Raw genomic sequence first — 11,835 nt, forward strand, 5'->3', positions numbered from 1 at the left:
GTTCAAGCATTGTCATCTTTTGAAAGCGGAGGATGCTACCTCAGAACATCATCACAGCGATGCAGCGAAGTACGGCTTTGTTCGCAACACGGAAGCCGTCAGGAAAATCGGCCGTTCGCGGGTTTCCAACAGAATCTCTGTGCGGAACCTGGAATTGCTTTAAGGTTGCGTATCCTATCATACTCTCCAAGAGGAAACCGGGGGTGATTTTAGAAATCCGTACTTTCTCAAATCGCCCTCGGAACAATTTTGCTCTTGGAGGCAACCTCCACGCCGGGAAAAGGGTCCCAACCCTTTTCCAGCCAGCAGGCGTGGGTGCCGGTGGACCGGCGCAGGGCAATCACGCGAAGCGTGGGCTGCCCGAACAGCGCCTGTCACATACCGGCACATTCAAGTTCAGTATGGCATTTTCCGCGCGCCTCAGCGCGCTCAGTTTCCCGCCGCTTGCGCGGCGGATGTGGCAATGCTGAGGCCCGCCGCATCGCGGAGTGTCGCCTCCCCTGCTGTCAGGCCAAGTGAAAAGGCAAGGCTTTCTGGGATCGCTCCGCGCGAAACACCTGAACAAAGCGTTGCCTTACATGGTGGCAACATCTCCTCGGTCCATCACAAGCGCATGCCTACTACCGAGTAGTAGTGGCCTTTCCGAAGCGGTATGACCTTCGTGGCAAAGAATGAAGGATCATTGGCGGTGCAAGTCGCCCTTTTCAGTTGGCGGAGGCCAAAGACCGGACGGTCCGGCCCTGGTCCGCGCTTGCGGAGATCAGGTTAACAGACGGACACAATTTGGCGGGGTGGATTTCGTTACGACGGAGATGACGAGGCGCGTGACCTATCTCATGCGATCCGAACCGCAGAACCAGTGAATGGGCAGAGGCCGCGGAATGCCGCTCCAAGAAAGAAGCCCACCGAAGCGGGCCACAAGTTTAACCGAAGGAAAGTCTCGAGGTATTGAACACAAGCTAGCGCTTGCGCGCGCGATCGACAACACCGTCGGCCGTGATCGTGGCAATCCGGTCCTCGGTGCGCCGGGTGATCTCCACCCCGTCCCCTGTCATATGCGCCTCAGCAAACTCGGTGAACTTGAAGATGCTGCCATCCGCCTCAACATGGGTTTCATCTTCTACCGAGCGGCGTTTCACCGACCCGTCATGGTGGATTTCGATGATCGTGTTGTCGGCCATCCGAACCGTAACGGAATGTTCGTCCACAGCCACGCCTTGCCACCACATATCCGCGTCCCGGCGCACAACAATGCGGTTTGGGTGCAGCTTGATCTGAACATCCTGCGCGGCCTCTGCATCAGCGGCTTTGACAACAACAATCGCTTCCTGCGCGGTCGGGTCGTGATGGATCGACGCGCTGCCGTTCTTGGGCGGCCAGAGCCTTGGCTGCGTGCGCGGCTTGCCCTTCTGATCCGTATGGAACCCGACAAACATCTGCGCGGAATTCCAAACGCGGCGAATGGTCTTTTCGGCTGTTGAAGGAGCTGCATCGGTAGACATGGCGGATTGCCTTCTAAAACGGTTAACTCACGTGCATTTTCGGGGTGAGCGTCACACCCACCGCACTCAGCACTTTGAGGATGGTGCCAAATTCCGGATTGCCGTTTTCGCTAAGTGCGCGATAGAGGCTTTCCCGAGACAGGCCGGATTTGTCGGCTACGCTCGACATACCTTTGGCCTTAGCAACATCGCCAAGAGCTGATGCGATCAGGGCCGTGTCACTGGTTTCAAAAGCCGCTTCAAGATAGGCTTGAATTGCTTCAGGGCTGTCCAGATAGTCAGCCGCTTCAAACTTCGTTGTTTTGACACCCATGTTTTTACTCCAACTCTTTTGCCATCGCTTTGGCGGTTTTGATGTCCGCTTGCTGGGATGACTTGTCTCCTCCGCAGAGCAAAATGATCAAAACATCACCGCGCGATACGTAGTAAACCCGATACCCCTGACCTTCGGAGATACGCAGTTCACTCACACCTTCACCAACCGGCTTCACGTCACCGGGATTGCCCAGGCTCAACCGCGTGATGCGAACCAAAATCCTGGCTTTCGCTCTTTGGTCCTTCAAGCCCTTGAGCCATTTATCGAACAGGGCAGTCTTGCGAATTTCTATCATACCTATATGTAGCCTACAAGCTACACCCTTTCAAGTGAAAGTTACGTAAAGCATTGAATTAACAGAGAACAACGCAGCTGAAAGGTAGGGCGCTATGCGCCCTGCCCTGTTGGGTTCAGAAGCAATCCGGCACCCAAGCATCAATCCGGACTTTCTGCGCCTCGGTCACTCCCAGTGCCATCTGTTGCTCTGGATCATTGAACAGCTTGTGTAGCGCCTCGTTCTTCGCACCTTTCTTGGATTTCGCAAAAGCCTTGAACATGTCACTGTCGACATGCAGGTCCAGCAGGTCTTTGTAGAGATCATCCAGCTGCCAGCCCTTCAGGCGCTTAAAGCAATTCTCAGCCGACGGGGTCCAGATTGCGCGCATGTCAGCACCAATCTCAGCTTCGATTTCGCCCATGAACTCCGGGCGCTGGGTCAGGAACCGCCGGGCCAGAAAACTCGTGATCTCACCATTGCGGGTCTTTTTGCCCAGTTCGCGAAACGCTTTGAACGCCTCGACGCAGCCTTGTGCGGCCATCTCGTGGAATTGGTCATAGGCTGCCTCTGCCGCCGCATCCCGCTCCCCGCCAAGACGTGGGTCGAGGATGAACTGGTCGTCAATCTCAGGCGTGTTCCGTTCAGCGCCACCATAGCCAAACCCAAACAGATTGCTGGTCAGACCGGAAGCCGGGGTGGTGGAGAAGGCAAACAGGCTCAGCACATAATCCGGCTTGTCCAGCAAAGCCGTTTGAACCGCCGCCAACCGGATCGCCACCATGTCGTCGATGAACTTCTGCGAATAGGCCGGTTTTGGTGTCTCTACGGCCTCGGGCTCTTTGACCGGGGCCAGAATACCGGCCTCAATGGCCGCCTGCACATGTTCTGCCGCGACATAGGCGGATGATGTTTTGATGTCGCCAGTGTTGCCGACATAGACAAACACGCCGGACAGCTTGCGCTGATCGTCGGAATAGAACGGCGTGGCAAAGTCCTCGAGCGCGGTTAATTCCTTTTCGCCCTCCGCGTCCAGAGCCTCAGCCTCATAGAGTTCGGACAGTTCGTCATACCGCTCGGCCTGTTCTTCGGTGAAGTCCCGGCTCACCATGTCCAAACGGTGCATGCCTTCACTACCCGAGAACCCATACCAGTGACCGCAAAGTTCCCCTTCTTCGAATGCCAGTTCGAAAGAGAATTGAGCATCGTTATTGGTAGCATCACCGTTTTTCTTGGCACCAGCATCGCATACAAACGCTTCAGCTTGCTTGAGATCGTCTTCGGTCGGCTGCCATTTAGCCTTCACGGCATCAGTCAGTGCTTTCCAGTGAGCAAAACCGAGCTCTACTGCGATAGCGTTCAGAGCTTCGTTGTGGGCAACCGTAGTCGCTCGCGCGTATCACTTCCCCAACTCTTTTAACTTCTTCATGTGATAATCTGACATGTGTCATCTCCTTTTGGATCTGACTAGGTGCCCGCTACTAATCATTCCGCGCAGTAGACGCGGAGGCGCAAATTTAATGCTGAAACGCTGCTTACCTATGCGGCGATGTTTGCTGGCACTTCGGTGTTCAATATCGTTTACGAACAGTTTGGCTTTTCTGTCATTGCACTACTATCTGCTGCTTGCATCGCGCCCGCTTTAATCGGCGCAGTTCGAAGACAAAACCGCGTCTCGAAAGCGGACGTTCATCGCAATGCAGAAAACGGCTAGTTTGGGCAAAATATTGCCGTTCTCTGCGGTTTGCATGGTTGGCGGGTCGCAGCCCAAAGCGGACCTTCGTAACAAGACGTTGCAATTTCCGAGACCGGATGTGGGTACGCTCATAACGCTGCGTTTCTGACATTGATTTCATAAAAGAAAAGCTTGGAAGTTTGCCAACAGGTTTGCATGCCACTGAGGAACCCGAACATACAGGCTCTCAGGCTTATCTGCGGTGCCCAATTACAGTTTACTCCCAATCACCAGCAGACGAGCGCCACGTCTTTGCTTCCGCATCCCAAACACTGGCTGTTGCGCAAGGCGTCGGGTTTATTCCGTCACAATTAGTTCCGTGGACATCTGCAAGGACAATGCGTTGACGCCCGAATTCGACGACCGTCCAGCCTCGATTGAGCAAGGAGTGAACTTCCTCTTCAATCAAGAAGTGCGACATGCATCCGCCAGTTCCGCAATAAAGAGATGCGGCACTTGAACACGCGAAACCAGACTCATTCGGAACCCAGTCGCGTCGTAGATCTCCGTCGAGATCGACCCTCTCAACCGCACCCCAGTCTAAGTCAAACTGACCGTCGTTGAACTCCGCGCAGGCCTGTGCCGCCAGATCAACCTTCGCCTGCAAACCGGGCGGAAGTTGTGATACATCAGCCGCGACAGCTGGTGAGGTCCATACTAGACTCGAAACCAGCGTAATCCCGGAAACCAACCCTTTCAACAGGCGCACTATTTGGGAAGCCGGTTGGAGGGTGGCGTCAGTTACATTGATCATACCTATAGTCCCCGTACTCCAGCCAGTTTGCCGCGCCTTCGCTAAAAATCAAAAACTCGGACCTTTCTTCCCCAAGCAGGGCAACGACAAATCCGGCCGGCGGCTCAGAGTTTCCGAAGTAACTGTAGGCCGTCATGGCTCTGATTGACTCACCGTTGACTGTTACTCGCGCGTCCCACTCTCCCTCCGGGTTGTCCAAAAGTACGGGTTCGATGACTCGCTCTACCGTTCCGCCACCACAATAGACGATGCCTTCAGGGGGTTCGTAGGAGGCCCCCTGGCTAGCACCTGAATCGCAGGCGGAACGAAGGGACCGAATTGCCGCGCTGGAACCCTTCAAGTCAAAGATTCCATAGCTGACATCTTGATCAATCATGGACAGATTAACCGATGCATTGGCCGCAAGCTGGTCCAGTACAAAACCATAGTCCTCTTGACTATTGAAACTGACCTCGACGGGATAGTTGTCGACGAGCTGCACGGCAGCGTTTTCTGCGCCAACCTGAAATGCCCCAACTTCGGTGGTGCCGTTCTTCAAAAATCGAATGGAAAACCCCTGCTTCTCCACAATGTCCTGGCTGTCCTCATATCCAGCCGGAGCAAAGCGTATACGGTCACACTGAAGTTCCAGCGTCATGTTTCCGGTTTGATTAAATGCATTGGGATTAGGCCTGGAACTGAACGACCACTCCGCTGATGCTGAGGTCGCCATTGCCATCATCAACGCTCCAATGGAAATCGTTTTGAACCTCATTTTTTCTCTCCATGGTGTTACGTTTCGTGCAGTCATTCAGCAGAGCTTCCGGCCCGTTACCTGGGCAACCAGATTAGGAAACAGGTTCGCCGTATTCGTTTGCGCCTTCTTGGGAAGGTCGTGTCAGCCACCAGATCATCAGAATGGACAGAACCAATTGAAGTATTGAGACAACAATAATACCGGTCACGCCCAGGACTGCCGCAGGTCCTCGCAATGCATCTGGGTTTTCCGTCCCTTGCTCCAATACCGAAAAGAACGCTACCCCACCCAACATAACAAAAAGCGTTGTAATGCTGAGCGCCATCGGCAGCAGCAAATACCAGCCAGGTCGTCCTGTATCATGCAGCCTTCGCCAACCGGCGGCCAGCATAGGTATGAGAACAGCCAACTGGAAAACAGAGGACAGGACCCGAGATCCTTGGCCTGTTTCGGGGTTGGTCCCGAATATGATCGTATCCAGCACAGCTAAGGCAGCACTCACGAGAACCACAAACAAGAAGAACCACCAGTATTCTGAGCGTATAGCCCGACCGGAGAACTGGAAGTATTTCGAGAAACACGTTTTAACTGCTTCCACAAACCCCATTTTCAACCCTTTCTAAGTTTCTGTGCGGCCTAAGAACTCCTCGCTACCTAATAGAACAGACTTGCCCTTCTGGGTTTTCCCACCTTCCTTTTGTGTTTGAACGCCAAAAAACTATCCTATGAAAAGGTAGCGAAGTTTGCGCGCGGAAAAAATGTTGATTTATACAAAATTAGATTCAAACATGCGAATTCGACGCAACTTTCATTTTACCTCCGTTGTTGTCGCTGTCGCCCGACTTGTCGGGCCCTTCCGACTGCTAGAGTGAGTGCTGGCGGTCGGAAGGCACTTTACAATGATTGAACGCTGGGAGGACGCGATGCTTAGACTTAACCTACTCGCCCTCTTTCCAGAGTTTGCTCTAGCATTTGCTAGTGACTTCATTCGGCCTTCACACGTTAATGTCGGCCCCGATAGTCAACGAAATATCGTCCCGTCGACCAAGCCCACCGCGGCAAGTTTTTTGGAAAGGTAGTCACAGGATCAAGGTATGTTCAATTGGCTGCTCAGACGCGAGAGCTTCAAACAAGCGCATCCAATTTCACTAATTTCAAGGGAACCAGAGGGAGAAGAAAATGTCTAACAAGATGGTGATGATTGCAGGCGCAACTTGTTTCGCATTGCTTGCAGCCTGCGACGATACGAGTACATCAAGCGCGTCCGCCGAGCTCACGCCGGCTCAGCAGGCGTGTTTGCGAGATGTAGCCAACACGACGAACAATTCGCAAGTCGTAGTGCTCTCATCCGCGTTTAGCGAGGCGGGAACACAGGTTACAGTCGGCGTTGGCGAGGATCGTGCTCCTTGGAATTGCATTGCTTACAGTGATGGCGCGACAGCTGGTATCGAGTTTCTCGGGGACGAAGGCGCATTGTGAGCAGTCTGCTGCGTAGCCGATAACGGCTGCGCAGCACTGGCTTGATCTGCTGAGGCTCTACTTGGTTTGTAGAATAACCACCATCGTATTCGCGGTCCTGTACCTGTTGGCGTTGGTTGCGTTCTTGACGGGTACATTTGGCTGGTTTGGACAGGAACGAGACCCTTTGTCCGGAGTGTTCCTACTGCCGTTGGGACTACCTTGGATATTTGTTGCGGACTTAGTTTCGGAGCCCGCCAAGCCGTGGTTCGCGGCGATTGCACCGGCGCTCAACCTGTTAGCGCTGGTTCTGATTTGCAGATGGGCACGCAGATTGCGCCAGTAGTGGTGGCTGAACTCTTTCTCACCGAATGGGAGGAAAACATGGGAAAAGTAATCTTGGGAATTGTGATCGGGCTCGTCCTCGGCGTGGTTGGGGCGATGACCTTGGGTGGCGGGGCCGCGGTGGGTGTCGGCGTTGCGACAGGCTTGTCCGCCGGTGTCTGCACCACATTGAAAGGAGCACAAGCTGAGAACCTTATCACCGCCGAGCAAGCGGATCAGATCCTCAACCGCGTAAATTCCGAAATGGCGTCACTGCAAGGAATTGAAACGACGGGCGAGATCGTCGGCAGCGCACAGGCATGCGATGAATTTCTGTCAAAGTTACGAGAAGCGAAGTGAGGTTCCGCTTTGTAAGGAACAAATCTCTAAGGACAAGCCAACAGGGAACCATCTGATGAAACTCGTTTTATTCAAACTCCTCACACCCATGTTCGCAATCGCGGGCGCAGCTGCCTTTGCAATGTCAGAAGCCGACGACGCGTGTATCGACCATTTGCGGCAGGTTGGTGGACCAGACGGTCAGTCCGGTACGATTGAAAGCTCAGAGTTCTCAGAAGCGGGCACGCTCGTCATGCTGCGAGATGCAGGTGGAACACTTTGGCGCTGCATCGCGTACAAGGATGGAAGCATCGGCGAGATGTCGGTTGTCGAAGCGATGGATGATGGCGGTGGAGCCATGGCAGGCGCCGCCGGGTCTACTGGTAGCCAACGTGTCAAATTTGATTCTGGTTCCACTGGCGCAGAACTTGTTGGTGAACTCGCGCCCGGAGCGTCGCAGCAATACGTTCTGGGTGCCAAAAACGAACAGTTCCTCTACGTTCGCGTTGCTCCGCGAAATGGCTCCTTGGACTACGTTATTCGCAACCCCGATGGTTCTGAACTGTTGGGATTGATGTCGGCGGACAAGGAGTATCGAGGACAGCTTTGGCAATCTGGTGATCATGTTGTGGAGGTCATCAATCGCAGCAACTCTTCCGTCGGCTACAACGTAATTTTCGGAATTGAATAGGTGATCAATCAGAAACCCTGGAACGCAAGTCCAAAAAGCGAAGGAAAAACAGATGAAACCCAAGGTCCTATTGGTGATCGGCACGGCGTGTACTGCTGCGCTTGCAGCATGCGACGAGAGTGACGGATCGGTGGATGCAAGTGCACCAACTGTAGGCAGCGCTAGCGATCTTTCGTCATTTGAAGGGGCAAGAGCGGGCCAAGCTGAAATGGGCATCCAAAGTCTCGGATTTGAACTCATCCGAAGCGAAGGTCTGACCTCGTACTGGTTTAACAAGGATACTGGTGCATGTGCTCGGATCACGACATCCGAGGGAAGGTACTCAGATGTAGCTATGCTGCCATCAAGTGACTGCTGACAAAATTCCATCAATCCCAAATCTGAAAGAAGGAGCTCAAACTTGCAATTCGACCTGGCACATGCAGTGGTCATCATTGCCGCTCTAGTAATCACAAACCTGGCATTAAAATCGGCTGGCGTGATCAACGAAGACAACAAGCACCAATGGAACTGGAAAGTTGTTCTAGCCTACTTCGTAGTCGTCGTTATCATCAATCTGGTGTGGCCCATCTAAAGTTTCACAGCGGAAAGCTAACTGCCCACTTGATATGGTTGTCGTGAACCAGCCTTTCCGAGAGACTATTAGGTCGCAATAGTTTGAGCATCAAAGGTTTAAGAATAGAAAGGAGCTGGCATGCGGTTTTTGACGTCCCTCATATTCATTGGTGTTCTGGCAACCGCGGCGAATTCTGACGTAACCAGTCGAAACGGTGGCCCAAGCAACAGTCAAATGCTTTCAAAGGGTGGCGACGGAGGTGTTGATGGCGTCGCTTTCTTTCGACCAGTCTTAAGCGGAGTCTTGTATCGATCCGGTTTCAAAGGCGGTGACAAGGACCGAACGGGCCTAAGTAACGGTCAACGCAAAACTCTGTGCAGTGAAGGGTTTTCAACCGGGTTTTATGCGGACTTTGGCAAAAACACTGAATACGGTCGCACCAGTTGTGGAAGCGGATCCTTTGACTATCAAAGTGCCAGATCCTCCCGACCCGATGCTGTCATGGCGTCCATACACGAGGTGATTGAAAACCCAGGAAAGGGCCCTGTCCTGGTGCACTGCATGTGGGGCGTTCATTCTTCGGGGGCATTGTCGGCAATGGCACTCGTTCAGTTTTGCGGTTGGACGGAAGGCAGGGCCAAGGAATATTGGAATGATGCCCGAAACGGGGCCCCGTGTTCAGGCGGGTGTGACCAGTGGATTGACTCAAAATTCGCCAACTTCAGTGTTGACCCCAATTTGAAGATCTCCGCCGAACAACAGGCAGCGATTTGTCCCAAATGATATCAGAAGGACTATCCAAATGAAGTTCAATCTTCTGGGGTCACTTGCTTTCATTGCACCCACCGTCTTGTGGGCGAACGACGATGTTCTTGGTGAAGCCACGACATTTGAGAGTCCCAACGGCGTTACTGAACGCTGTATTCGGATCGAAAAAACTCCTACGGGCGAGTATAAGAAAAGCGATCTTGAGGAAGAAACAGCCTATTGCGAGATCGATTTCTATGCACCCGGTATCGCTATTTGCCCAAAAACCTGGAGCACCAGCCCAGGAATGGCCGTCTACGATATTTCGGAAGGGCCCTACGCGGGGAACCGTTCTGAGTTCGAGAGAAACGCTTGCAAAGAGGGGAAGGCGGCGAAAGATCTGGCCAAGGACAGGGTGGCCAAATTCAAATCCACCATGAACCAAAAGGGCACCAGCGGAACCTTTTCCACCTCGTCGCTGCTTTACTATCATTTCTCCAGATATTTCGACACGACTGTAAAAGTTCCAGTCGCTGTTTGGCGCAGCATGGACGCCCAGGCGCATTTTTCCGAGGTTGCCGAACCTGGCCTTGCGATTTCTGGTGGCTCTCATGGCGGGCGCATGAACCATGAAGGCTGGCGGGTCTTCGCAGCTGCGGATTCCGACCCAAATTCATACCAACCCACCGATGATCTGTTCACCTCGGATCGAACGCAAATTTACGGTGTACTGCTTGACAGTCCCGGGCATCGATACGGCTCGGAAATCAACGGCACCCGCAAATCTGGTTGGGGGAAAGGTCAGAACCGCGATTTTCAGGAAACCCCCGCTTTCTTGGCTTTGCGATCTTCAAAACCCTTGCTAGAGGCCATTGCAGAGGGCGTGAAAGAAGGCCGAAAAGACCGGATGATCAACAAGGATCTCGGTCCCGATGTCAGTGACCAACAGATGGCATTTTGGATGCAAGAACTTACCGAGATTGTACTCCTCGATTTCATCTTTAGCCAGCAGGACCGCGTAGGAAACATAGACTTCACACCCTATTGGTATTGGGTCGAAGACGGAAAGCTGAAGCATAAGAAAGCCAAGCACCATGAGCCAAACGATGGAGACGTTCCCGACGACGCATTATTGATCCGTCGCAGCAATCTAAACGACAACGATGCTGGTGGGCGTGTCGAATACGCCAACTTCGCGAAATCTACTCAAATGCTGGAGAAAATGCGGCACTTCTCTCCAAGCACGTACCGGCGCTTGGTCGCTTTGAATAATGATCTTCAATCTCAAGGTCCCGTCTACGGCTGGTTGTCGCGAAGCCTTGGGTTGTCAGATAGGCAGATTGCACAGGTTGTAAAAAACACCGAGTTGGCAACGTCCATTCTCCAGGACAATTGTTCTAATGGTGATTTGATGTTCGACTTGGATCCTGTCGCATTCTTTTTGAGAAACAACACCGAGGTAGAGACAGTGGATTGTAATGACCCGTAGGCTTTCTACGCTTTTTGCGGCGTTCATTTGGACCGCTCTAATCGCCTGCAAAGCGGCGGCATTGGACGTCATCGTCATATCGGACCTGAACGGCAGTTACGGTTCGGTAAAGTATGCGCCTCGGGTCGATACGGCGATTGAACGGATAATCGAGATTGATCCCGATTTGGTGATTTCGACGGGCGATATGGTCGCGGGACAGCGCATTCCCAACTTGTCAGACAAACAAGTCAGGGAGATGTGGAATGCCTTTCACGAAGCCGTATCAGATCCTTTAGAGGCCGCCGGAATTCCATTTGCGGTCACGCCTGGGAACCACGATGCCTCTGCTTACCGAGGGTTCGAGCGTGAAAGAAAAATATATGCAGAGCAATGGACACCGAGAAAGCCAGACGTCGATTTCCTGATTTCGGATGACTACCCGTTCTTCTACGCATTTGAGATGCAGGGTGTAACATTTGCGTCTTTGGATGCAACAACCCTAGGGCCGCTATCCGGCGACCAGCAGGACCGGCTAAAGGAACTGGGTGCAGACGGAGACCCGATTGTCACATTCAGTCACCTCCCACTTTGGCCCTTCGCGATCCAGCGCGAACGCGAAATCATCGGTGACCCAACACTTGAAAAAATTTATCTGGAAAGCGGTGTCGTTCTGCATCTGTCAGGCCACCATCATGCCTTCTATCCCGGTTGGAAAGACGGTGTAGCTTACGTCTCTCAAGCTTGTTTGGGTGGTGGCCCGCGGCGGCTTATTGGCGATAACGCCAGATCACCTCACAGTTTCACTCATGTTAAGTTCCAGCCGAACGGAGAGATTGGGATTGCGGTATATCGAGGGCCTGATTTCGAAAGATCGGTAAACTTCAAGTCGCTCCCGAAAGAGATCAGATCCCCGAATGCGGTGTTGAAGCGCT

13 protein-coding genes are annotated in these 11,835 nt (G+C 53.0%); 6 read left to right on the top strand and 7 right to left on the bottom strand.

Annotated features, from left to right (window positions below):
• Window positions 1-959: 959 nt before the first annotated feature.
• The 7 genes from GS632_RS21710 to GS632_RS21740 all read right to left on the bottom strand — a co-directional run bounded on the left by GS632_RS21710 (window position 960) and on the right by GS632_RS21740 (window position 5,924).
• On the bottom strand, window positions 960-1,502 hold the full coding sequence (locus GS632_RS21710; RefSeq protein ID WP_171722489.1) for a hypothetical protein: 543 nt from the start codon (window positions 1,500-1,502) through the stop codon (window positions 960-962).
• 22 nt (window positions 1,503-1,524) lie between these two features.
• Window positions 1,525-1,815, bottom strand: coding sequence for an addiction module antidote protein (locus tag GS632_RS21715; protein ID WP_170766490.1), 291 nt, complete (start codon window positions 1,813-1,815; stop codon window positions 1,525-1,527).
• A 4-nt stretch (window positions 1,816-1,819) separates the two neighbouring features.
• On the bottom strand, window positions 1,820-2,113 hold the full coding sequence (locus tag GS632_RS21720) for a type II toxin-antitoxin system RelE/ParE family toxin (RefSeq protein WP_171722488.1): 294 nt from the start codon (window positions 2,111-2,113) through the stop codon (window positions 1,820-1,822).
• Window positions 2,114-2,228: 115 nt separating this feature from the next.
• A complete protein-coding gene (locus GS632_RS21725) occupies window positions 2,229-3,398 on the bottom strand; it encodes a hypothetical protein (protein ID WP_171722487.1) in 1,170 nt (389 codons plus the stop codon).
• A 646-nt stretch (window positions 3,399-4,044) separates the two neighbouring features.
• Window positions 4,045-4,581 (bottom strand): hypothetical protein, encoded by a 537-nt coding sequence (locus tag GS632_RS21730; protein WP_171722486.1) that lies wholly within the window; start codon window positions 4,579-4,581, stop codon window positions 4,045-4,047.
• Entirely contained in the window at window positions 4,565-5,335 is a 771-nt protein-coding gene (locus GS632_RS21735; RefSeq protein ID WP_171722485.1) for a hypothetical protein, read from the bottom strand. Before GS632_RS21735 ends, GS632_RS21730 begins: the two co-directional genes overlap by 17 nt.
• A gap of 73 nt (window positions 5,336-5,408) precedes the next feature.
• The gene (locus GS632_RS21740) at window positions 5,409-5,924 is read right to left on the bottom strand and encodes a DUF805 domain-containing protein (protein ID WP_171722484.1); all 516 of its coding nucleotides are present in this window, start codon (window positions 5,922-5,924) and stop codon (window positions 5,409-5,411) included.
• Window positions 5,925-6,496: 572 nt separating this feature from the next.
• Between GS632_RS21740 and GS632_RS21745 the strand changes: the two genes are divergently transcribed.
• The 6 genes from GS632_RS21745 to GS632_RS21770 all read left to right on the top strand — a co-directional run.
• Window positions 6,497-6,796, top strand: a complete 300-nt coding sequence (locus GS632_RS21745) for a hypothetical protein (RefSeq protein WP_170337109.1) — start codon at window positions 6,497-6,499, stop codon at window positions 6,794-6,796.
• A 300-nt stretch (window positions 6,797-7,096) separates the two neighbouring features.
• Window positions 7,097-7,459: a hypothetical protein gene (locus GS632_RS21750; protein ID WP_058282224.1), complete on the top strand. Its 363-nt coding sequence runs from the start codon at window positions 7,097-7,099 to the stop codon at window positions 7,457-7,459.
• 55 nt (window positions 7,460-7,514) lie between these two features.
• Window positions 7,515-8,129, top strand: coding sequence for a hypothetical protein (locus GS632_RS21755; protein ID WP_170568101.1), 615 nt, complete (start codon window positions 7,515-7,517; stop codon window positions 8,127-8,129).
• Window positions 8,130-8,529: 400 nt separating this feature from the next.
• Window positions 8,530-8,703 carry a hypothetical protein gene (locus tag GS632_RS21760; protein WP_171722483.1) on the top strand — a complete coding sequence of 58 codons (174 nt, stop codon included), beginning with the start codon at window positions 8,530-8,532 and terminating at the stop codon, window positions 8,701-8,703.
• 1,144 nt (window positions 8,704-9,847) lie between these two features.
• Window positions 9,848-10,921 carry a hypothetical protein gene (locus GS632_RS21765; protein WP_171728257.1) on the top strand — a complete coding sequence of 358 codons (1,074 nt, stop codon included), beginning with the start codon at window positions 9,848-9,850 and terminating at the stop codon, window positions 10,919-10,921.
• A partial coding sequence (locus tag GS632_RS21770) for a metallophosphoesterase (protein WP_171728258.1) occupies window positions 10,911-11,835 on the top strand: 925 nt, incomplete at its 3' end. The genes GS632_RS21765 and GS632_RS21770, both read left to right, overlap by 11 nt.

Source organism: Ruegeria sp. HKCCD7296 (assembly GCF_013110775.1).
Classification (GTDB): domain Bacteria; phylum Pseudomonadota; class Alphaproteobacteria; order Rhodobacterales; family Rhodobacteraceae; genus Ruegeria.

What these genes read in the sequence shown, in the direction of transcription:
- GS632_RS21720 (WP_171722488.1), bottom strand. Translation starts at nt 2,113, where the DNA reads ATGATAGAAATTCGCAAGACTGCCCTGTTCGATAAATGGCTCAAGGGC.
- GS632_RS21740 (WP_171722484.1), bottom strand. Translation starts at nt 5,924, where the DNA reads ATGGGGTTTGTGGAAGCAGTTAAAACGTGTTTCTCGAAATACTTCCAG.
- GS632_RS21750 (WP_058282224.1), top strand. Translation starts at nt 7,097, where the DNA reads ATGGGCACGCAGATTGCGCCAGTAGTGGTGGCTGAACTCTTTCTCACC.
- GS632_RS21755 (WP_170568101.1), top strand. Translation starts at nt 7,515, where the DNA reads ATGAAACTCGTTTTATTCAAACTCCTCACACCCATGTTCGCAATCGCG.
- GS632_RS21735 (WP_171722485.1), bottom strand. Translation starts at nt 5,335, where the DNA reads ATGAGGTTCAAAACGATTTCCATTGGAGCGTTGATGATGGCAATGGCG.
- GS632_RS21745 (WP_170337109.1), top strand. Translation starts at nt 6,497, where the DNA reads ATGTCTAACAAGATGGTGATGATTGCAGGCGCAACTTGTTTCGCATTG.
- GS632_RS21710 (WP_171722489.1), bottom strand. Translation starts at nt 1,502, where the DNA reads ATGTCTACCGATGCAGCTCCTTCAACAGCCGAAAAGACCATTCGCCGC.
- GS632_RS21715 (WP_170766490.1), bottom strand. Translation starts at nt 1,815, where the DNA reads ATGGGTGTCAAAACAACGAAGTTTGAAGCGGCTGACTATCTGGACAGC.
- GS632_RS21730 (WP_171722486.1), bottom strand. Translation starts at nt 4,581, where the DNA reads ATGATCAATGTAACTGACGCCACCCTCCAACCGGCTTCCCAAATAGTG.